This window comes from Cognatishimia activa (assembly GCF_001458335.1).
Classification (GTDB): domain Bacteria; phylum Pseudomonadota; class Alphaproteobacteria; order Rhodobacterales; family Rhodobacteraceae; genus Cognatishimia; species Cognatishimia activa.
The window spans coordinates 165,144-185,196 of the sequence record NZ_CYTO01000020.1 but is presented as its reverse complement, the minus strand read 5'-3'; the positions used below and the strand labels follow the sequence as shown (position 1 = coordinate 185,196).

At 55.6% G+C, this 20,053-nt stretch carries 19 protein-coding genes; 9 read left to right on the top strand and 10 right to left on the bottom strand.

Annotation, left to right across the window (positions count from 1 at the left end; all coding sequences use genetic code 11):
- From TA5113_RS10685 to ubiA, 3 genes are all read right to left on the bottom strand, one after another.
- Positions 1-330: an SNARE domain-containing protein gene (locus tag TA5113_RS10685; protein ID WP_058315003.1), complete on the bottom strand. Its 330-nt coding sequence runs from the start codon at positions 328-330 to the stop codon at positions 1-3.
- Positions 317-2,293 (bottom strand): OmpA family protein, encoded by a 1,977-nt coding sequence (locus tag TA5113_RS10680; RefSeq protein ID WP_058315004.1) that lies wholly within the window; start codon positions 2,291-2,293, stop codon positions 317-319. The genes TA5113_RS10685 and TA5113_RS10680 overlap by 14 nt, the downstream gene beginning before the upstream one ends.
- 70 nt (positions 2,294-2,363) lie before the next feature.
- Complete coding sequence (gene ubiA / locus TA5113_RS10675; RefSeq protein ID WP_058315005.1) at positions 2,364-3,329, bottom strand: 4-hydroxybenzoate octaprenyltransferase; 966 nt, start codon at positions 3,327-3,329, stop codon at positions 2,364-2,366.
- Between the two features lie 12 nt (positions 3,330-3,341).
- On the opposite strand from ubiA, the gene TA5113_RS10670 reads away from it, so the two are divergent.
- The 3 genes from TA5113_RS10670 to TA5113_RS10660 all read left to right on the top strand — a co-directional run bounded on the left by TA5113_RS10670 (position 3,342) and on the right by TA5113_RS10660 (position 6,090).
- On the top strand, positions 3,342-4,064 hold the full coding sequence (locus TA5113_RS10670; protein WP_058315006.1) for a 16S rRNA (uracil(1498)-N(3))-methyltransferase: 723 nt from the start codon (positions 3,342-3,344) through the stop codon (positions 4,062-4,064).
- A 70-nt stretch (positions 4,065-4,134) separates the two neighbouring features.
- Positions 4,135-4,644: a hypothetical protein gene (locus TA5113_RS10665; RefSeq protein WP_058315007.1), complete on the top strand. Its 510-nt coding sequence runs from the start codon at positions 4,135-4,137 to the stop codon at positions 4,642-4,644.
- 75 nt (positions 4,645-4,719) lie between these two features.
- Positions 4,720-6,090, top strand: coding sequence for a glutamate--cysteine ligase (locus tag TA5113_RS10660; protein ID WP_058315008.1), 1,371 nt, complete (start codon positions 4,720-4,722; stop codon positions 6,088-6,090).
- Positions 6,091-6,154: 64 nt separating this feature from the next.
- Here the strand turns inward: TA5113_RS10660 and TA5113_RS10655 are convergent, their stop codons facing one another.
- From TA5113_RS10655 to TA5113_RS10635, 5 genes are all read right to left on the bottom strand, one after another.
- On the bottom strand, positions 6,155-6,631 hold the full coding sequence (locus TA5113_RS10655) for a YHS domain-containing (seleno)protein (RefSeq protein ID WP_058315009.1): 477 nt from the start codon (positions 6,629-6,631) through the stop codon (positions 6,155-6,157).
- Positions 6,632-6,798: 167 nt separating this feature from the next.
- Complete coding sequence (gene plsY / locus TA5113_RS10650; protein ID WP_058315010.1) at positions 6,799-7,404, bottom strand: glycerol-3-phosphate 1-O-acyltransferase PlsY; 606 nt, start codon at positions 7,402-7,404, stop codon at positions 6,799-6,801.
- The gene (gene pyrC, locus TA5113_RS10645) at positions 7,404-8,681 is read right to left on the bottom strand and encodes a dihydroorotase (protein WP_058315011.1); all 1,278 of its coding nucleotides are present in this window, start codon (positions 8,679-8,681) and stop codon (positions 7,404-7,406) included. Before pyrC ends, plsY begins: the two co-directional genes overlap by 1 nt.
- A gap of 94 nt (positions 8,682-8,775) precedes the next feature.
- A complete protein-coding gene (locus TA5113_RS10640) occupies positions 8,776-9,336 on the bottom strand; it encodes a hypothetical protein (protein ID WP_058315012.1) in 561 nt (186 codons plus the stop codon).
- A 116-nt stretch (positions 9,337-9,452) separates the two neighbouring features.
- Positions 9,453-10,409 (bottom strand): aspartate carbamoyltransferase catalytic subunit, encoded by a 957-nt coding sequence (locus TA5113_RS10635; protein WP_058315013.1) that lies wholly within the window; start codon positions 10,407-10,409, stop codon positions 9,453-9,455.
- Between the two features lie 128 nt (positions 10,410-10,537).
- On the opposite strand from TA5113_RS10635, the gene TA5113_RS10630 reads away from it, so the two are divergent.
- The 5 genes from TA5113_RS10630 to TA5113_RS10610 all read left to right on the top strand — a co-directional run bounded on the left by TA5113_RS10630 (position 10,538) and on the right by TA5113_RS10610 (position 17,496).
- Positions 10,538-11,317 (top strand): uracil-DNA glycosylase, encoded by a 780-nt coding sequence (locus TA5113_RS10630; protein ID WP_058315014.1) that lies wholly within the window; start codon positions 10,538-10,540, stop codon positions 11,315-11,317.
- An 8-nt stretch (positions 11,318-11,325) separates the two neighbouring features.
- Positions 11,326-11,946, top strand: coding sequence for a LysE family translocator (locus TA5113_RS10625; protein ID WP_058316709.1), 621 nt, complete (start codon positions 11,326-11,328; stop codon positions 11,944-11,946).
- Entirely contained in the window at positions 11,947-12,495 is a 549-nt protein-coding gene (gene moaB, locus TA5113_RS10620; RefSeq protein ID WP_058315016.1) for a molybdenum cofactor biosynthesis protein B, read from the top strand.
- A gap of 147 nt (positions 12,496-12,642) precedes the next feature.
- On the top strand, positions 12,643-14,103 hold the full coding sequence (locus TA5113_RS10615; protein ID WP_058315017.1) for an efflux RND transporter periplasmic adaptor subunit: 1,461 nt from the start codon (positions 12,643-12,645) through the stop codon (positions 14,101-14,103).
- Positions 14,104-14,106: 3 nt separating this feature from the next.
- On the top strand, positions 14,107-17,496 hold the full coding sequence (locus tag TA5113_RS10610) for an efflux RND transporter permease subunit (RefSeq protein ID WP_058315018.1): 3,390 nt from the start codon (positions 14,107-14,109) through the stop codon (positions 17,494-17,496).
- On the opposite strand, the gene TA5113_RS10605 is transcribed toward TA5113_RS10610, so the two are convergent.
- Complete coding sequence (locus TA5113_RS10605) at positions 17,493-18,320, bottom strand: protein-disulfide reductase DsbD domain-containing protein (protein ID WP_082625873.1); 828 nt, start codon at positions 18,318-18,320, stop codon at positions 17,493-17,495. The genes TA5113_RS10610 and TA5113_RS10605 overlap by 4 nt on opposite strands.
- Before the next feature lie 166 nt (positions 18,321-18,486).
- Between TA5113_RS10605 and TA5113_RS10600 the strand changes: the two genes are divergently transcribed.
- Positions 18,487-19,062: a YqgE/AlgH family protein gene (locus TA5113_RS10600; protein WP_370736444.1), complete on the top strand. Its 576-nt coding sequence runs from the start codon at positions 18,487-18,489 to the stop codon at positions 19,060-19,062.
- On the opposite strand, the gene TA5113_RS10595 is transcribed toward TA5113_RS10600, so the two are convergent.
- A complete protein-coding gene (locus TA5113_RS10595; protein WP_058315019.1) occupies positions 19,059-20,009 on the bottom strand; it encodes an L-threonylcarbamoyladenylate synthase in 951 nt (316 codons plus the stop codon). The two genes, TA5113_RS10600 and TA5113_RS10595, sit on opposite strands and share 4 nt — an antisense overlap.
- Between the last annotated feature and the right edge of the window lie 44 nt (positions 20,010-20,053).

Below are 20,053 nucleotides of genomic sequence, written 5' to 3'. Positions count from 1 at the left end.
TCAGCTTGGTTGCTGAATCTGCGCCACGTATTTGCGAAGCTCTTCTGCCTCGTGACGGGCATCGCGCAGACCTTCCATCGCAGCGCCAAGCTCTGCTTCAGTCTGGTTCAGCTGATTGGTGAGCTCTGCTTCGCGTTGCTGAAGGTATGTTATCGCCTGATCGCGTGTCTCTTCCGCTTCGTGAAGCTCTTGGCTCATGCGCTCAAGCTGATCCACGTCGGATTGTGCGACCCGCGTGAAGCGGTGCACAAGCCAATTGGCGAACCATCCAAGACAGAATGCAATGAACAGAACAATCGCGGTTGCGATAATAAACTCAATTCTGGACATCGGGGACTGTCTCCTGGGCTTCGGTGTTTTCACCGTTCGTGTCTTCTTCCACCGGATCGGCGTTGTTTTCAAGGGGGGCTTGAGACTCTTCCGTAGGTTCAGAGGTATCTTCAGATACATTCGTCTCTTCGTTTGGCGCAGGCGTATCGGCGACTGGCTCAATTAACACGAACTCGATCCGGCGGTTGGCTTCGCGCCCTTCCTCGGTTTCGTTGTCCCCGATTGGCTTTGCTTCCCCATACCCGAGCGCGGCAAATGTCCCGGTCAGGATGCGACGGTCCCTTAGGGCGGCCAGGACGGATTGCGCTCGGTTCTGGCTCAATGCAAGGTTCATGCTTTCGCGCCCTTGGCTATCGGTATGGCCTTGAATCTCCAACGGCAGTTCACCGCAGTCTTCTAGGATCACGGCGATTGCATCGATAATGGGTTCAGCAGAGGCGTCTAGAGTTCCTGAGCCAGGTTCAAAGGTGATCTTGGCCTTCGTCTGGACCGCTTGCAGCTTGGCAATACATTCTTCAGGAGTTGGGATAAGTGCCAAGGGATCCAGCGCTTCCACATAGGCGACGTCGATCGCGAATTGCTGTCCTTCACCAAGGCGCTTCGCCAGAACTTGGCTGATTTCAGCACTAGCGTTTGTTGACCCGGTTAGTCCGCTGACTTCAACAAAATCCGAGGTCACAGTCACAGCGCCATTGCTCAATTTTGACAATGCGTCCAATCCTGCCATCACGCGGCTGGGCCAGTTCGCTGGGACCTGATCAGACAGACGCAAAGCATCGTAGACGTTGTCATTGCCAAAGCGCGCCTGAGCGTAGCTGTCTATGGTGGTTTGGCTTAGGGCGCTGCCCAGTTTGCCACGCATCTGCATCAAGCCTTCCGGGCTCAATGTCGCGATAAACTCGGTTTTCTCTGCCTCACCGTTTTCGTCAATTTGCGGCAAAGTTGCATGTAGTGCGAAAAGCTCTGGCAAGTTTTTCTCTGTCTTCGCAACGACCCGATCAAAAACGGCTGGATCGGTTCCCGCCATCGCCACCAATGAAATGTCTGCGTCCGTCAGCGTGACGGTGCCGCCGCCAAGCTCACTCAATGCCTCTAGTGAGGCCACAGAGGCTTTGGACCACTGCGGTGAGGGTACGCCAAGGCCAATTCGGCAGTCCTGTCCGTCAGGCAGGCCAATCAGGTCCGCGGCCGCAAGGATCTCTGCGCGTGTGTCCTCGGTGTCTGCCGAACAGGCATCAAAGCGAAGGCTTCCGTCGGCAAAAATTGCGCGCAGCGTAAATGGGGTGATGACGGGGCGAGGCGCGGAAATATCCAGAATAAGGTCGACGCCCTTTGGCGTGTCTTTCGCGAAATCGCGCTCAAGTTTAAGCTTTTCTTCGATACTGTCCGCCATTGCGGTGATCCGTACAGCATCTGCGTCCACAGAAATCTTAGAACGCGGGAGGTCTCGTAAAGCATCGACCGCAAAGCGAAGCGACTTTGACCAGCGCTGTGGAACGGCGTAGTCCGCTGTTTCCAACAAGTCCGCGATGCTTTCGTTTTTGTCCGCAGCTTTTTCTAAGCGAGACATGAGTGCGTCCCGATCCTGTGCTTGTGGGATTAGGCCAATCACCGAAATCCCTGCGTCATTCCGCAGAATCTCGACAGAGAATTTTGGCGCTTCTAACGCGGCGATCGCTGCCACGTTCATATTGTCGATCACTCGTGCCGCATCGACGATACCACCGGCAGTCGACATGGCGCGGAATCGCTCCGCTTCATTTGGAGCGGTACCCGTTAGGAACACCTCCAAGCCTTCGGCGTAGGTCTCGGCCCACTCAAGGCCACCCTTGTCCAAAGCGGCCTGAACGCTGGCCTGCGTACTGTCTTCGATGACGGTCGCGGTCAGGCTTGCGGCTGCAAGGCTGACGATCCCAGCGAGTCCAAAGGTAGTGGCCACGGTCAAATTTAAAGGCAGTCGCATCAGGTCTTCTTTATTTGATCTTTCGGTCTGCGGTTCCGTGACTGATACGCAACTCGGCGCGCCTTATCAATCAAAGGAACAGGGCACCGGCGAAAAACAGCAAAGGAATCAAGCCCGCATCCCGGTTTGAGCGGAAAATTTTGACCAAAGTGTCTGCATCTTCCGTGTCCAAATTGCGCAGCTGCCAATGCAAGTGCCATCCCATGGCCCACACTCCTGTAAGCGCGAGGACCATGGAAAACGGGTTGCGCTCGATCGTTGCACCGATCACCGCAAAGGCCATGAGACACATGGTGGCAATCAAAAAGCCGGTGAGCCATTTTCCGGTGTTTCCCGCAAAAAGCCGTGCCGTCGATCGGATGCCGATCAGGGCGTCATCTTCTTTGTCCTGATGGGCGTAGATCGTGTCATAGAACAGGGTCCAAGTAATCCCCGACAGATAGAGAACCACGGCCGGCCATTCCAACGCATTGCTATGGGCAGTCCAAGCAAGCAAGGCACCCCAGTTGAACGCCAAGCCGAGGAAGACCTGAGGCCACCATGTAAAGCGTTTTGCGAATGGGTAGATGGCGACTGGCACCAAAGCGAGAATGCCAAGATAAATGGCGTTTGGGTAAAACGTCAGCAGGATCACAAAAGCCAGAAGCGCCTGCGCGACCATCCAGACCACTGCGCCCTTTACAGTGACCTGACCACTCGGGATCGGGCGAGATTTCGTTCGCTCAACTTGGCCGTCATATTTGCGGTCTGTGATATCATTCCATGTGCAGCCAGCCCCGCGCATCAGAAATGCTCCCATTGCGCATCCAACCAGCGTCCAAGCGTCCTGCCACCAAACCCGGCCATCATACAGCATGGCGAGCATCAGCCCCCACATGCATGGGATAAACAATAGCCATGTTCCTATGGGACGGTCCGCGCGGGACAGTCTCAGGTAGGGACGCGTCGGGGCGGGGGCCCATGTGTCCACCCAATTTCCTTCGACCGCATCAGAAACCTGCCCATCTGGCTCTGGCGTTGTGGGGGTGTCGGCCATATGTAGGTCCTCATGAAGGATGCAAAAGTCAGACTGTATGTAGATCAACCCTTGGGGGTTGGGCAATCGGTTCCTCTGGGCCGGGACCAAGCGCATTACCTTTTTGGGGTGATGCGATTGGCTGTTGGAGCCCATATCCTGCTGTTTAACGGCAAGGATGGCGAATGGCGGGCCGAGGTTGTACAGGCGGGCAAACGCGCGGGTGAGCTGTCTTGCATTGAGCAGACAAAGCCCCTGCAAATGCCCCCCGATCTTTGGCTGATCTTCGCACCAATCAAAAAAGCACGTACCGATTTCATCGTGGAGAAGGCCGCTGAGATGGGGGCGGCAATGATCATGCCGGTGCAGACTGAATACACGAATTCTGACCGTATTCGCCAAGATCGCCTTCAAGCCCATGCGCTGGAGGCTGCAGAGCAATGCGGCGGAACCTATGTGCCTGAGGTCACCGATATCCAGAAATTGGATCGCTTGCTGGCGGATTGGCCGGAAGACCGCAATCTGATGTTTTGCGATGAGGCCGAAGTCGGTGCGGCGAAAACGCTTGGAGCTGCAAACGGAGAAAAATGGGCCATTCTGATTGGGCCGGAAGGTGGTTTCTCTCCGAAAGAACGCGAACGTTTACATGCGCATCCCAAAGCTCATGTTGTGTCATTGGGGCCGCGGATTTTGCGTGCCGATACGGCGGCAGTCGCGGCGTTGACCGTTTGGCAGCAACAGCTCGGAGACTGGTGATGTTGCGCGAGGCGGCAATGGTCGTTCCCGATCGGTACTTTGCTGCGTTTATGACCGGGGTGCAGAAGAAATGAGTTTCATACGACCAGAAGCCCAAGCGGCACTTATGCAATGGCGTGAAGCGATCATTGGTATTGCCGTTGTCATTCTTGGCGCATGGTGGATCGCTGGCGGAGGTATTCTTCGTTGGGTTGGCATGGCCGTTGTGCTTGGGGGTGCCGTCTTGATCTATACCGGCGTTCAGCGCGCGCGTTTTCGCTCTGGTAAGGGTGGGCCGGGGGTCGTCACGGTCGATGAGGGTCAGATCAGTTATTTCGGCCCGCTGTCAGGGGGCGTTGTTGCGATCAGTGACCTTGCAATGGTTGTCCTCGATCCAACACAAACGCCTCCGGTATGGCTGCTGCAACAACCTCGGCAAACCGATCTTGCAATTCCGGTGAATGCAGAAGGCTCTGATCAGTTATTTGATGCTTTTGCCAAGCTTCCTGACATGCGAACCGAACATATGTTGTCTTCCCTAAAAGCCGACGCGGCTCAACCTGTCGTGATTTGGGCAAAACCTGTCACTCGGCTGCATTGACAGTCGTCGCGATTCCCTTCACCAACGTCACCCTGAACACTATTTCGCAATCTGCGATTTTATCGGAGACAGCCCATGTCCATCCCACAGTCCGGCGGCGGACCTATTGAACGCCACGAACAACTTGCGGAATATCTTGAGGCGGGCTGTAAACCGCGGGATCAATGGCGGATCGGCACTGAACACGAGAAGTTCGGCTTTTGCCAAGACAGCCTGAATCCATTGCCTTACGAAGGTGAACGCTCGATCCTTGCGGTTCTTGAAGGCCTTCGCGATGGCCATGGCTGGGCACCGGTGCTTGAGGGCGACAAGCTGATCGGTCTTGAGAAAGACGGCGCGAATGTCTCTTTGGAACCGGGCGGGCAATTGGAACTTTCCGGCGCACCGCTTCAGTCGATTCATGAGACCTGCGACGAGGTGAATGCCCACCTTAAGGACGTGAAAGATATCGCCGATAAGATCGGTGTGAAGTTCATCGGTCTTGGAGCCGCACCGATTTGGACCCACGAACAAATGCCGGTCATGCCCAAAGGCCGCTACAAGCTGATGACCGAATATATGGACCGCGTCGGCACCATGGGGAAATCCATGATGTACCGGACCTGTACCGTTCAGGTGAACCTCGATTTTGGGTCCGAGGCAGACATGGTGAAAAAACTGCGCGTGGCCCTGGCATTGCAGCCTGTGGCGACGGCACTCTTTGCAAATTCCCCGTTTTTTGATGGCAAAGTGAATGGCCATAAATCCTGGCGCTCGCGCGTATGGCGTGACCTTGATCCTGCGCGCACCGGCATGTTGCCGTTTGTGTTTGAGGACGGGTTTGGGTTTGAACGCTGGGCGGAATATGCGCTCGATGTGCCGATGTACTTTGTCTATCGCGACGGCAAATATGTCGACGCGCTGGGCCAGTCTTTCCGCGATTTTCTGAAAGGTGAACTGCCTGCATTGCCCGGTGAAACCCCAACTCTTTCTGATTGGGCTGATCACCTGACCACCGCTTTCCCAGAAGCGCGCATCAAGAAATTCATGGAAATGCGTGGTGCAGATGGCGGGCCATGGCGTCGCTTATGTGCGCTGCCAGCCTTCTGGGTCGGCTTGATGTATGATCAATCCTCGCTCGATGCTGCGTGGGATCTGGTCAAAGGCTGGGATGCTGAAACGCGCGAAGCGTTGCGCGTCGGCGCAAGCGAGCAAGCGCTTCAAGCGCAGGTCGGCAATCTCAACATGCATGATCTGGCGCGTGAGGTCGTTGCGATTTCAGATGCTGGTCTCAAAGCGCGCGCGAAACCGGGTGCCGGTGGTTTGATCCCAGATGAAACCCATTTCCTCAACGCACTGAAGGAAAGCTTGGACAGCGGCAAAGTCCCTGCAGATGAGCTGCTCGACCGCTATCATGGTGACTGGGGCGGTGATCTCACCAAAATCTACGACGAATTCAGCTACTGATCTTTGGTCAGTACACATAACGGCGGCGCCTTTCGGTGCCGCCGTTTCCATTTTATCTCAAGTGTTATTGAGCTTGCAAAGTTGCCGGAGCGACATCTGCGATTTCAGTCCACTGCGCGTCTGCTTTTTCGATGTAACCCGGGATGTCACCTTCCCAACGCTCTTGGATGTCCTGCGCAAGGTTTAAGAACAGCTCACCATCAACTATTTTCCAGAGTTCTGGATCACCATCGAATTTAAAGCCCATTGCTGCCCCGAATGCACAGTATCCGCCGTATTGAGGCAGGTAAGCTTCTGGGTTTGCTTCAAAAGTGGCTTTGTGAGCCTCGGACGCAAACCGGTACGTGGTGTCATTATAAACCGTCGTGATCTTATAGTCGCCCGGTGTTGCTTGGCCTTCGGTGAAGTATGCGACTGGGTCATAACCTTGCAGGGCCAGACCTGTGTTTGAGGCATTGACCTCAACGCCTGCGGCAAAAGCTGAAGCTGCAACTGAAGACGCGAGAAGAATTCCCCCGATGAGGGATTTCAAAGTGTTCATGATGTTTACCTTTCGGAATGTGTTGGTCCTTCGGCAAAAATTGCGTCGGGACCGGAATGGGACGTCTCGACGAAATTGCGTCGGACAGCCCCAATCTCATGGCGCATCAGATCAAATTCAAAACAACAGATTTTGATTGTGCAGCGGCGCAGAAAGGTTGTGCGCCGTTACTTCTGGCCGATCTTTGGCTCGATGCCTGCCCGCAGGCGAGAAATGTTTTCGGAGTGTCGCCAGAACACCAGAAGGGTCACAGCAATTCCGAGAATGAAAACAGGGCTATACCCAAGGATCAGAATCCAGAAAGTAGACGAAGCCGCGGCTACAAGCGCTGAAAGCGAAGAAATCCGTGAGACCAGTGCGGTTACCAGCCATGTCAGACAGCAGGCAACGCCGACAGGCCACGCCAAGGCAAGCATCAGACCAAGGAATGTCGCGACGCCCTTGCCGCCTTTGAACTTCAGCCAAATCGGAAAGCAATGACCTAAAAAGGCCATAAGCCCTGCCAATTGCGCAGCATCTTCTGCCGCCAACCAACGCGCGACCAAAACCGCGATAGCGCCTTTGCCGCCATCTAGGATCAAGGTCGCCGCCGCTGCGGGTTTAGAACCGGTGCGCAAAACATTGGTGGTTCCGATATTGCCGGACCCAATTTGACGCAGATCACCCAAGCCAAAGACGCGAGTGATCACGATCCCAAAGGGAATAGAGCCAAAAAGATAACCCACAAGCCCCCAAAGAATCAGAGCCAGCAAACCGGTTTCAATGGGGGGCATTAGTCTCTCCGATAAACAGCCGCGCCGGCCACGTAAGTCGCCACGACCTTACCCTGCATTTTTTGTCCGTCAAACGGCGTGTTCTTGGATTTTGACTTCAGTTTGAAGCGGTCCAGAACAAACGGCGCGTCCGGATCAAAGACTACAAGGTCGGCTGGCGCGCCTTCGCTCAGACGACCAGAGTCGAGCCCCAAGCGCGTTGCCGGATTCAGCGACAGCGCGCGGAACAATTCTGGCAGGGTCAGCTGCTCATTAAGAACAAGTCGCATCGCGGCTGGCATTAGCGTTTCGAGTGCGACTGCGCCCGCAGCCGCTTCCTCATAAGGAAGTCGTTTGCTTTCTTCGTCCTGTGGGGTGTGCATCGAGCTAATCGTGTCAATCAAGCCGGATTTCACCGCATCAATCATGGCCAGCCGGTCATCTTCGCTGCGCAGCGGTGGTTTGACTTTGAAGAAGGTTCGGTAATCCGCCACGTCCAACTCGTTCAGGGTCAGGTGGTGGATAGACGTGCCTGCTGTGATGTCGAACCCATTGGCCTTTGCACGTTCCAGCGCGGGCAGGGCGCGGGCCGTGGTGATCTGGTCGGCGTGGTATTTCACACCAGTCATCTCGATCATCGCGATGTCGCGGTCGAGCCCCATACGCTCTGCCATTGGGGACACACCGGGCAAACCGCGCAGGCTCGCAAATTTGCCAGAAGTCACGGCAGCGCTTTTTGAAAGGCCCGGATCTTGCGGATGACCAATAACCAACGCACCCATGGCGCGTGCATAGGTCAGCGCGCGGGAGAACACCTTGTTGTCCGTGACCACGTTGTCCCCATCGGTGAATGCGATCGCACCGGCATCTTGCAAGAAGCCGATCTCGGTCATTTCCTTGCCTGCACGCCCTTTGGTGAGGGCGGCCATCGGCACAACATTCACGGGAGCAGCTTCATTCGCGCGGCGAGTTACGAATTCCAAAGTTTCAGGGTTATCAATGGCAGGCGTTGTGTCGGGGCGCGTCACCATTGTGGTGATGCCACCTGCGGCTGCTGCTTGCCCAGCGGTTTTGTAGCTTTCTTTGTGGCGCTCGCCCGGCTCACAAACCTTAACACCGATATCCACGATCCCCGGCGCGAGGCAGTGACCTTGGCAATCAATCACCTCAGCACCTTCTGGGGCCGCGATGTTATCACCCACGGCGATGATCTTGCCGTCTTTTACCAGCAAACTGCCAAGAGTGTCGGTTTGGTTTTCAGGATCAATCAGGCGGGCGTTGGTGAAAAGAAGGCTCATGAACGGTCAATTCCTCTTTTAGTCAGCGCCCTGCGCTTGGTTTGAAGCCACATGCCGGTTTGCAGCAATGACGTCAAGGGTTTGCACCTGCGCGTCATCTTAGAACAAGCCACGCCAAAAGGGCCAATAGACCGATGATGATCGGCAGCGCGACAATCGCCGCAAGTAGTGTGAGATGAGGGTTATTGATTTTCGGCGGTGGCGTATCGGCGACAGAGCCGCGTGCGGCTTCGCTGGCAAGTGGTTTGAACTGCACGGGCGCGGTTTCCTCTTTGAAGGTTCCAAGCCAACGTAGTGGAGCTCTGGCATGTAGCGTCTGTTCAAACCCATCAAAGGCACTTGAAAGAACCACAAGCACATGTCCCGAGATTGCATCGATCTGGGGTTTCATGTCAGCCAAGTCTGCCGCTGAAACTCCCAACCCTTGGCGCATATAGCCGTGAAGACCAAGATCTTCTAAATCAGCAACGTCAAAGACTTCGATGAAATCTTGGTCCAGGTAAGTCGCACCAAGGGCGTCGCGTAGGGGCCAGTGATCATCGTCCTCAGAGAAGCTGCGATTGCGAAACTCGTCGATTTCTTCCGCAGAAAGATCAATTGCAAAGATCCGAACAAGGCCATGTTCATGTTGGCTGACCTTCATCTGTTCGGACATTTGACGCTCCTGATCACCCAGCGATAAAGACCATCAGGCCAACAAGCGCGAACATCACCAGCAACGCGATGCTTGCCACGCGGCCGCTCATTTTTGGGTCCTTGGGATCTTCCATATCAGACCTCGACCGGTTGGTTCTGGCGTGCTTCGCGCAGGTTTCGTGCAAGCAGATCCATCGCAGCCATGCGTACGGCCACGCCCATTTCCACTTGATCTTGGATCACTGAGCGATTGATGTCGTCTGCAAGTTCGCCATCAATTTCGACACCGCGGTTCATCGGCCCCGGGTGCATAACGATGGCGTCGTCCTTGGCATGGGCGAGTTTTTCCGCGTCCAGACCATAGCGGTGATAATACTCTCGTTCTGACGGGATAAAGCCGCCATCCATACGTTCTTTCTGAAGGCGCAGCATCATGACAACGTCGGCGTCTTTGATGCCTTCCGCCATGTCGTCATAAACTTCGACACCAAGTTGGTCGACTTGGCTTGGCATAAGTGTGGGTGGACCAACCAGACGCACTCTGTTTTCCATCTTGCCCAGTAGGATCATGTTAGACCGCGCCACGCGGCTGTGGGTTACGTCCCCACAGATCGCGATGTTCAGGCGGTGCAAGCGTCCTTTTGAACGGCGGATGGTCAAGGCATCCAGCAAAGCTTGGGTCGGGTGTTCGTGTTTGCCGTCACCGGCATTCAATACGGCACAATTCACTTTTTGAGCCAGCAGATCCACCGCGCCGGAATGCGGATGGCGCACCACGAGCAGATCCGGGTGCATCGCATTCAGCGTCATCGCCGTATCAATTAGCGTTTCACCCTTTTTGATCGAGCTCGCCTGCATGGCCATGTTCATCACATCCGCGCCCAAACGTTTGCCAGCAATCTCAAAGCTGGCTTGCGTGCGGGTGGAGTTTTCAAAGAACATGTTGATCTGTGTGAGACCGCGCAGCGCCTCAGAGTGCTTTACGTCCCGGCGGTTCAGATCGACATATTGGTCGGCCAAATCAAGCAGTGCGGTGATCTCTTCTGGGTGAAGCTGTTCAATCCCTAGAAGATGCTTTTGACGAAACACCATCGCACGGCTCCTTTAAGTGATCTGTGAATGATCCTTGCCGCTTATAAGAAGCACGCGCCTTATGGGCAAGCGGCGATGAGGCGCGATTGTGGTTTTCGCGGCCAGCAGGCCGGGGTAGGGTAACGCCTATGGAATCGGGGTTGGATTTTCACACGGCAAAAGCGCTGCTGGATTGGCAGGTCGAACTTGGTGCGACCGAAGCCATTATGGATGCGCCAATAAACCGTTATGAGGTCCCTGAGAAAAAGGCTAAACCGGCCGCGCAATCAGAGCCTCCAGCGCCGGTGAAACGCGTGGAGGTCGATCCTGCCGACGTGGCCACCCAGATGGCGAAGCAAGCGAACGATTTGGATCAACTCAAGGCCGCCATCGCTCAGTTTGAGCATTGCACATTGAAGCAAGGCGCACGCTCTTTGGTGTTTAGTGACGGCAACCCGAAAGCGCGGATCATGATCATCGGCGAAGCGCCGGGGCGAGATGAGGATCGTGAGGGGCGTCCTTTTGTTGGGCGTGCTGGTCAATTACTGGATAAAATGCTCGCGGCGATTAATCTGGATCGAAAAGCCGAAGCGCCGGAGGGTGCGGTCTATATCACGAATGTTCTGCCATGGCGGCCGCCGCAAAACCGTGATCCTCAGACCGAAGAAATCTTCATGATGATGCCGTTCGTGCGGCGTCATGTGGAATTGGTTGATCCAGACATTCTTGTCGTTATGGGCAACATCGCCTGCCACGGTGTTTTTGGCAAACGCGGCATCACCCGCCTGCGTGGTGATTGGGTGGAAGCCATGGATCGCCCCGTGCTGCCCATGTTCCATCCAACATTTTTGCTGCGCAGCCCGCATATGAAACGCGAGACATGGGCAGATCTTTTGGACCTAAAAGCAAAACTTCTGAGTTTGGGTTAAGACGCAACATGGATCTCTATCTTCTACTGGCCTTTATCCCTGCGGCGCTTGCTTTGAACCTGACGCCCGGCGCAGATATGATGTTTTGCTTGGGGCAGGGCCTTAGGTCTGGCACCAAAGCCGCGGTTGCAGCGAGTGCCGGTATCTCGTTGGGGGCCATGATTCATATGGCGCTTGCCGGGGCAGGGTTGGGTGCAATTGTTGCAACTGTACCGTGGGTTTTTGATGCCATCCGCTGGGTCGGTGTCGCCTATTTGCTTTGGCTCGCATGGGGCGCTTTACGGGCCAGCAACGTCGAGAACGGTAAGGTGCAAGGGCTCAGCGCTGCAAAGGCTTTCAGACAAGGGCTGATCGTCAATCTCAGCAACCCTAAGGTCATCCTGTTTGTGCTCGCGTTTGTCCCTCAATTTGTTGATCCCACCAAAGGCTCGGTTTTTGTCCAATTCATGGTGTTTGGATCGATCATCGCCTTAGGCGGGTTCGTCGTGAACGGTATGTTGGTTGCTTTTTCTGGGACCGCCGGTCGCGCGTTGACCGGCTCTGTGAAGTTCCAGCGAGGCCTTGGATATACCACCGCGGCCATCTTTACTGCTCTTGCCGCACGGCTTGCGATTATGGAGAAAGCATAAGTGTCTCGTATCGACGAAAACCGCCCGTTTGTTCCTGTGCGCATTGCGATCCTGACGGTCAGCGACACCCGTGGCCTGGATCAGGACAAAAGCGGAGACACGCTGGTCGCTCGCCTAGAGGACGCGGGGCACCTACTGGCGGCAAGGGCGATCTTGCCCGATGAAAGGGATCAAATCGCGGATCAACTGCGCGCGTGGTGCACTGAACCCGATATTGATGTCATCATATCCACCGGAGGCACTGGCTTAACAGGGCGAGATGTGACGGTGGAAGCGCATCGCGATGTCTATGAGAAAGAAATAGATGCGTTTGGGACCGTGTTCACGATGGTTTCCATGCAGAAAATTGGGACCTCTGCGGTGCAGAGCCGGGCGACCGGCGGTGTTTCCAATGGGACTTATCTCTTTGCACTGCCGGGCAGTACCGGGGCCTGCAAAGATGCGTGGGACGAGATATTGCGACTTCAACTCGACTATCGCCATATGCCTTGCAACTTTGTTGAAATACTGCCGCGACTGGATGAGCACCTGAAACGCAGCAAGGGGTGATTTCCCAGACCGGCTTGTCTGCCGGTAAGTTTTTGTTCAACTTTTTGCGACGGAAGGCGGTTTTGGTACCGTTTAACGACGGTAGGCATTTGCAAAACACTGAAAAAACATCACCTTTGTTGTGCGCGGTATCGGAAGGAAACCTAAATGCGTTTTTTGCGGCAAAGTATGACGGGGCTTTTCTTGCTCGCCGTATCGCTTGGATTGCTGGCGGCTGCCCTACAGGTATTCTCGCAGGCGGTTTCTGAGCGCGCTGGCCGCGAGCAACGTGCGCCGCAACAGCGTGAGCGGGTCTTTACTGTCAATGTCCAGACAGCGGAGCTGCAAACGATTGCACCCAAACTGGCTGTTTTTGGTGAAGTACAAAGCAAACGCTCTTTGGATATTCGCAGCGCCTCTAGCGGAACCTTGGTGGAGCTCAATCACAACTTCCGTGACGGTGGCCGGGTCAAAAAAGGGCAGGTACTAGCCCAGCTCGATACGGCGGATGCCGAGGACGATTTGGCGCGTGCCCGCGCGGATTTGAAGGCGGCTCTGTCAGAGGTCGAAGATGCGGAACGCGCTTTGGAGCTGGCGCGCGAAGAATGGGTTGCGTCTACCGAGCAGAAAGACCTGCGTGCGCGGGCTTTGACGCGACAGCGAGATTTGGAAAGCCGTGGCGTGGGCACCGCAGCAGCAATTGAAACCGCAGAACTCAACTTTTCCAACGCGCGCCAACAGGAATTGGGCAACAGACGCGCCGTCGCGCAAGCGGAGGCGCGCGTCAATCAAGCCGGGACATCTGTGGAACGCGCGCAGATTGCGGAAATTGAGGCGTCCCGCAATCTTTCGGAACGCCAAATTCTTGCAGAGTTCGACGGCACGCTTTCTGGCGTAACTGTTGTCGAGGGCGGATTGGTATCTGCCAATGAACGTATCGCGCAGTTGATTGACCCTATGGCTTTAGAAGTGTCTTTCCGCGTTTCCACCGCCCAATACGCGCGAATGTTGAACACCGAAGGTGCTCTAAGACAGTCCGATGTCTCCGCCGTTCTAAACGTTTCCGGCCTAGAGCTTATCGCACGCGGTCAAGTGAGCCGTGACAGCGCCGCCGTTGGTGAAGGTCAAACAGGGCGTTTGATCTTTGCAACGCTTGATGTCGCACCCGGGCTAAAGCCCGGCGACTTCGTAAGCGTCTTCGTGGATGAGGCTCCTTTGACGAATGTTGTTGAACTACCGTCGTCAGCGTTGGATCCACAAAACCAAGTCCTTGTGGTGGGGGAAGCAGACCGACTGGAGGCGTTGCCAGTCACATTGCTGCGCCGCCAAGGCGACAAGGTGCTTGTGTCCGGGAGCCGAGAATTGGCCGGGAAGTCGGTTGTGACCCAACTCACGCCCCTGTTGGGGGCTGGGATTAGAGTGAAACCGGTAGGCGATGCAGTGCCGGAATCGCCCGCAGAACCGGAAATGCTGGAGCTGAGCGAGGAGCGTCGCGCCAAGCTATTGGCTTTTGTTGAAGGCAATCGCCGGATGCCTGCAGACCGCAAGGAACGCATACTGGAGCAGCTCTCTCAACCGGCAGTGCCTGCACAGATGGTGAACCGCATCGAAGCGCGGATGGGAAGCTAAGCGATGGTGCGTGGTATTCCACCTTCGGCGCAAGGGCTGCTTTCCTACTTCACCCGTCACGGAACAGCGGCCAATTTACTTTTGGTGCTGCTGCTGATTGCAGGTTTTGCCGCCGTCCCGAACATGCGGGCGCAGTTCTTTCCAGATGTGATTGTCGACAACGTGTCCGTTTCAGTGAACTGGGATGGTGCCGGCGCGGAAGATGTCGACAATGCAATTGTCGGTGTCCTGGAACCGGTTTTGCTTGCGGTTGAAGGTGTCGAATCCACCAATGCGCGTTCATCTGAGGGATCCGCGCGAATATCGATGGAGTTTGAACCCGGATGGGACATGGCGCGTGCTGCGAACGATGTGCAAGACGCGGTGGATACGATCTCGACCCTGCCCGAAGACGCGGACGATCCGCGGGTGCGCCGCGGCGCGTGGCGTGATCGGGTCACAGATGTTGTTATTACCGGTCCGCTTGCGCCCGAGCAACTGGGGCGGTTTGCCGACGAATTTGTCACGCGCTTGTTCGCAGAAGGAGTCACGCGGTCGACAATCCGCGGAATTGCCGCGCCGCGCACGATTGTTGAAGTGCCATCGGTCAATCTGATCCAATTTGATCTGACGATGGCGGAAATTTCCGCTGCGATTGGCGCCGAGGCCGATGCAGATCCCGCAGGTGACATCACAGGGGCAAATGCGCGTGTGCGCACTGGCGTTGCGAAACGCACCGCTGAACAGATCGCAGAGATCGTTTTGCGCACGGAGGTTGACGGGTCATCCTTAACCGTCGGTGGTGTGGCAACTATCGTGGTCGAAGGCTCCGATCGAAACCGCAGCTATTTTGTTGGGGAAGACCCGGCAATTTCGGTACGGGTTGATCGTTCTGCGCAAGGTGATGCCATTGGCATTCAAGCCTCGGTCCAAACCGTCGCTGATGAGCTGCAAGCAACACTGCCGAAGGGTGCGAGTATCGAGCTGATCCGTACCCGTGCCGAGGCGATCAGTGGGCGTCTCAATCTGCTCATTGATAACGGCTTAATGGGGCTTGGCTTGGTGGTGCTCTTGCTGTTCCTTTTCCTGAACGCTCGAACAGCCTTCTGGGTGGCCGCTGGCATTCCAGTCGCCATGTGCGCAGCGCTTGCGCTGATGTATGCGGCGGGTGTGACGATCAATATGATCTCACTCTTTGGGCTGATCATCACCCTAGGTATCGTCGTAGACGATGCGATTGTGGTGGGTGAACACGCGGACATGCGTGCACGCCGATTTGGAGAAGCACCAGAAGTCGCCGCTGAGAACGCGGCCAAACGCATGGCTCTGCCAGTCTTTTCGGCCACGCTGACCACGATCATCGCTTTTTTTGGGCTTACGGCCATTGGTGGCCGGTTTGGTGACCTCATCATTGATATTCCGACAACGGTGATTTTGGTGCTGACGGCATCTTTGATCGAGTGCTTCCTGATCCTGCCGCATCATATGAGCCATGCTTTGGTCCACACCGCCAAAGAGCACTGGTATGACTGGCCAAGTCGCCAAGTGAACCGTGGTTTCCGCTGGGTGCGTGATGTGCCGTTTCAATACTTCATGCGTTTTGTCATTTGGGCACGTTATCCGGTCCTTGCGGCCCTTGTTTTGGCGTTGTCCACGCAAGCAGCATTGTTTGCAAAAGGCGATGTACAATGGCGGTTCTTTAATGCGCCAGAGCGGGGTTCGGTTTCAGGCAACTTTATCATGTCCGCTGATGCGACACGTGCGGACTCGCTAGCCATGATGCGAGAACTTCAGCGGGCGACCGAAGCGTTGGGTGCAGAATATGAAGAGCGTCACGGCACCAACCCGTTGGATTTCGTCATCGCAGAAATCGGTGGCAATACCGGTCGCGGGCTTTCTGGCGCCGAGAATCGCAGTGGCGATCAGTTGGGTGGCATCGCCATTGAATTGATCGACGCCGATTTGCGCCCGTATTCCAGCTTTGCCTTTGTGGCTGACTTGCAAGATCGTGTTCAGAAACATCCTTTGGCAGAGACGGTCAGCTTTCGAGGTTGGCGCTCTGGCCCAGGTGGGGATGCGCTAGACGTACAGTTTTTCGGCGCAGATAATGACACTTTGAAAGCAGCAGCAGAGTCCTTGAAAGAAGCGCTGCTGCCATTCCCAGAAGTCTCGGCTGTTGAAGATTCCTTGCCTTATGACAAAGAAGAGCTCGTGCTGGACCTGACCGCACAGGGACAGGCGCTGGGCTTTACCATTGATGGGCTGGGCCGAGTGCTTCGAAACCGTCTCAATGGGCTTGAGGCTGCCACTTTCCCTGAAGGGCCGCGAACCGCAAGTATCCGTGTGGAGTTGCCCGAAGGCGAGCTGACCGCCGATTTCCTTGAACGCATTATGATGAGAACACCGGGCGGAGAATATGTGCCGCTTGCCGACATTGTAAGTGTGGAGCGCAAGACGGGCTTCTCGACCGTACGGCGCGAAAACGGTGTTCGTGTGATTTCAGTGAATGGCGATATATCGGAAGATGACCCCGTACGAGCGGCAGAAATCGAAGACGCGCTTGAACAAACGATCCTACCAGAAATCGCGTCAGTTCATCAGGTTGAGTGGCGTTTGGCCGGACTTTCAGAACAAGAAAATGAATTTCTGAATGACGCGCGCAATGGCTTGATCTTGTGCCTAGCGGGAATCTACTTGGTTCTCGCTTGGGTCTTTGCCAGCTGGTCCCGTCCGATGGTGGTCATGGCCATTATTCCGTTTGGCCTTGTTGGAACGATCTGGGGTCATCACTACCATGACGTCCCTTTATCCATGTTCTCAGTTGTTGGCCTCCTTGGCATGACGGGGATCATTATCAATGACTCAATCGTGCTGGTTACAACCATTGATGAATACGCAAAAGAACGCGGGATGATTCCGGCGATCATCGAAGGCACTTCAGAGCGCCTGCGCCCCGTTTTGTTGACGACGATGACAACGGTTCTTGGGCTAACACCGCTTTTGTTTGAGCGATCCGCGCAAGCCCAGTTCCTGAAACCTACGGTGATCACGTTGGTCTATGGATTAGGTTTTGGCGTGCTTTTGGTGCTTCTGGTCGTCCCCGCATTGCTCGCTGCTCAGCAGGATATCGGCAAAATGGTGCGGTCCTATCGTCGGGCTGTCAGAGCACGCGAGTTGCGTGTGCTGTTTGGCGCGACCACGCTGCTAACCCTTGCTTGGTTTGCGCTTACCCTCGGCTGGCAACTGCTAAACGGAGCGCTGCACCCGATCCTGCAATCCATCGACAGCTTCGCAGACATCACGAGCTTTGGGCCAGCGATGGGCGTTTTTGCCGCTGGCGCAGCGGTGCTCGCGCTTTTGGCTTACACCTTTGGTGCTGTTGTCTTGATGATGCGTCGACGCGCGCAGGCTTAGCCAGAGCAGCCCTGAATATCGACGGCGTAATTGCCTCCGATCACCGTGAAGCGCAGGCTAGAGCGATTTAGCAAAAAGCTTTGTTCTTCCACATGCATCACCTCAGAACGCAAACGCAACGTGTTGCCTTTGCGGGTTGAGGTGGCCTCTGCGACCCATAGCAGCGGGTTGTCGGTCTCAATGACCGAATATTCCCGTCCACCAGTGGATGGCATCTTAATCTCTGCAGAAATCGCCATACCGTCGCTGGTTGGTTCAATCGAACAAGACACCTTCTGGACCCCGGCTTCTTCAGCAGAATAAGGCTGATCCGCTAAGGCAACAGAGATGCTTGGGTCGATCTTTTGTCCTTCAGCGGGCAGCCGTGCGGTGACGTTAAGCGTTTCGGGTACGCAAATTTCTTCGCAAACGCCAATCTCCAAACGCCCTTTCAAGACAACATCCTTATCCGCACGTTTTGGGGTCACCAGAATGGGCACAATCACTTCGTCTTTGTACCCAAGGGACCGCATGCCGCCCTGATCAAAAACCGTGGGCGTTGGCCACATGGCTTCAATGTTTCCCGCGTTCCGAGAGCCTTTCCAGTCAAACCGAGGCGGAATGCCGCCATCGCCAGGCGAGCGCCAATAGGTCTTCCAGCCGTCTTTCAGGCGAAAACGCAACGCAGCCATATGATTGCCATCGACCACACGCCAGCCGGGCAAGATGTCTGCTTCAACAGCAATCGTGTCATAGGACTGCGATTGGGCCAACTGTGGCGCGAAAGTAAGCGTGGACAGGGCAAGCGCGGATGCGAGCGTTTTTGGCAGTTTGGTCGTGTTCATAAGCCAGAGATGCGCGATAGGTTGGTAAATGCCAACTCACTTTACAGCGAGCAAATGTGTCGGACGCAGAAATATCACACTCTTTCAGCCGTTGAATCGGTCCTTGGGCCTTGCGTCACGCCGGCGCGGGTCTAACATTATGATTAAGCAGTAGAGGACATATCGATTGAGTGACGCCTCAGAAAAACTGGATCTGACCGGCAAAATCCTAATTGCCATGCCTGGCATGGGGGATCCGCGATTTGCCCATTCATTGGTCTACCTTTGTGCCCATAGTGACGACGGTGCAATGGGTCTGATCGTCAACAAAACAATGGGTCAAATGACCTTTAGCGATTTGCTTAAGCAGCTTTCAATTGAGGAAAGTTCAAAAAGCCGACCGCTTCCATTGCATTTTGGTGGGCCTGTAGAGGGAGGCCGCGGGTTTGTGCTGCACTCTGCAGAATATCGCTCTCAAATCTCAACGCTGCCGGTGGATGATTTCTTTTCAATGACGGCTACGCAGGATGTGCTTGAGGAAATGGCGCAAGGTGCAGGGCCAGACAAGGCGCTTATGGCCCTGGGGTATAGCGGCTGGGGGCCGGGGCAGCTTGAAGGTGAAATTGCTCAGAATGGCTGGCTGATCTGCGATGCTGGTTTCGAGCTGGTGTTTGACCTCGCAGACGACAAGAAATGGGAAGCGGCCCTGAATACGTTGGGCGTTGACCCGATTACCTTATCGGCAAGCGCTGGTCGGGCTTAACCGCGCGGCGCGGCGGCGCGTTTCAACCGGTCATTGATCGCCACACCAAGCCCTTGGTTCGGAATGGGCGAAACCGCGATGGCTTTTGCCTGTGCCGCATCAAGCCTATGAAGATGATGAAACAGGTTTGCCGCGGCCTCTCGCAGGTCACCCGCCTCCGATAGATTGAGGTCGCACGCGACCGCACCAAAGCCCAGCATCACCTCACCCTGTTCTTTTTGTGATGCATTCAAACGCACCGGCGCACCCGGTGCATAATGAGAGGTCATTTGTCCCGGCGCGACCAGTGGATCTGCGGCCGTATGAATCGCGAGTGCTTCCCCAAGTGCGGCTTCCAGCGCCTCGTGGGGTAAACCTCCGGGTCGCAGAAGCATCGGCTGATCAGACAGGCCAACAATGGTGCTTTCCAACCCAACCTCACAAGCGCCACCATCCACGACCGCTTCGATCTTTCCGTTCAGCCCTGCGACCACATGGTCTGCGGTTGTCGGGCTGATTTTGCCGGACGGGTTGGCGGAAGGAGCGGCGATTGGGCCGCCGAAGGCTTGCAAGATATCGCGTGCAACGGGATGTGCTGGCATTCGAACAGCGAGCGTTGGCAAGTCAGCGGTTACAAGTGGAGAAAGCCCAAATTCCGGTTTCAAAGGCAAAACCAACGTCAACGGCCCGGGCCAAAACGCGCTGGCCAACCGATCTGCAAGATCGTTCCATTCCACCAGCGCCTGCGCTTGCGCAACATCGGCCACATGCACAATCAAAGGGTTAAATTTTGGACGCCCTTTGGCTTCAAAAATCCGTGCCACCGCCAGATCATTTCGCGCATCTGCCCCAAGCCCGTAGACCGTCTCTGTCGGCAGCGCGACCAAGCCGCCTTCGCGCCAGATTTCCGCGGCGCGGCGAAAACCTTTGGGATCGGCATTCAGAACTTCGGTCGTAAGGTCATGCATTTTCTGACGCTGCGTTAGTGTATCGGGGGCACAAGCCCGTTTCT

What these genes read in the sequence shown, in the direction of transcription:
- TA5113_RS10685 (WP_058315003.1), bottom strand. Translation starts at nt 330, where the DNA reads ATGTCCAGAATTGAGTTTATTATCGCAACCGCGATTGTTCTGTTCATT.
- TA5113_RS10670 (WP_058315006.1), top strand. Translation starts at nt 3,342, where the DNA reads ATGAAGGATGCAAAAGTCAGACTGTATGTAGATCAACCCTTGGGGGTT.
- TA5113_RS10655 (WP_058315009.1), bottom strand. Translation starts at nt 6,631, where the DNA reads ATGAACACTTTGAAATCCCTCATCGGGGGAATTCTTCTCGCGTCTTCA.
- TA5113_RS10665 (WP_058315007.1), top strand. Translation starts at nt 4,135, where the DNA reads ATGAGTTTCATACGACCAGAAGCCCAAGCGGCACTTATGCAATGGCGT.
- TA5113_RS10605 (WP_082625873.1), bottom strand. Translation starts at nt 18,320, where the DNA reads ATGAACACGACCAAACTGCCAAAAACGCTCGCATCCGCGCTTGCCCTG.
- TA5113_RS10660 (WP_058315008.1), top strand. Translation starts at nt 4,720, where the DNA reads ATGTCCATCCCACAGTCCGGCGGCGGACCTATTGAACGCCACGAACAA.
- TA5113_RS10610 (WP_058315018.1), top strand. Translation starts at nt 14,107, where the DNA reads ATGGTGCGTGGTATTCCACCTTCGGCGCAAGGGCTGCTTTCCTACTTC.
- TA5113_RS10635 (WP_058315013.1), bottom strand. Translation starts at nt 10,409, where the DNA reads ATGGTGTTTCGTCAAAAGCATCTTCTAGGGATTGAACAGCTTCACCCA.
- plsY (WP_058315010.1), bottom strand. Translation starts at nt 7,404, where the DNA reads ATGCCCCCCATTGAAACCGGTTTGCTGGCTCTGATTCTTTGGGGGCTT.
- TA5113_RS10615 (WP_058315017.1), top strand. Translation starts at nt 12,643, where the DNA reads ATGCGTTTTTTGCGGCAAAGTATGACGGGGCTTTTCTTGCTCGCCGTA.
- TA5113_RS10640 (WP_058315012.1), bottom strand. Translation starts at nt 9,336, where the DNA reads ATGTCCGAACAGATGAAGGTCAGCCAACATGAACATGGCCTTGTTCGG.
- ubiA (WP_058315005.1), bottom strand. Translation starts at nt 3,329, where the DNA reads ATGGCCGACACCCCCACAACGCCAGAGCCAGATGGGCAGGTTTCTGAT.
- pyrC (WP_058315011.1), bottom strand. Translation starts at nt 8,681, where the DNA reads ATGAGCCTTCTTTTCACCAACGCCCGCCTGATTGATCCTGAAAACCAA.
- TA5113_RS10630 (WP_058315014.1), top strand. Translation starts at nt 10,538, where the DNA reads ATGGAATCGGGGTTGGATTTTCACACGGCAAAAGCGCTGCTGGATTGG.
- TA5113_RS10625 (WP_058316709.1), top strand. Translation starts at nt 11,326, where the DNA reads ATGGATCTCTATCTTCTACTGGCCTTTATCCCTGCGGCGCTTGCTTTG.
- TA5113_RS10595 (WP_058315019.1), bottom strand. Translation starts at nt 20,009, where the DNA reads ATGCATGACCTTACGACCGAAGTTCTGAATGCCGATCCCAAAGGTTTT.
- TA5113_RS10680 (WP_058315004.1), bottom strand. Translation starts at nt 2,293, where the DNA reads ATGCGACTGCCTTTAAATTTGACCGTGGCCACTACCTTTGGACTCGCT.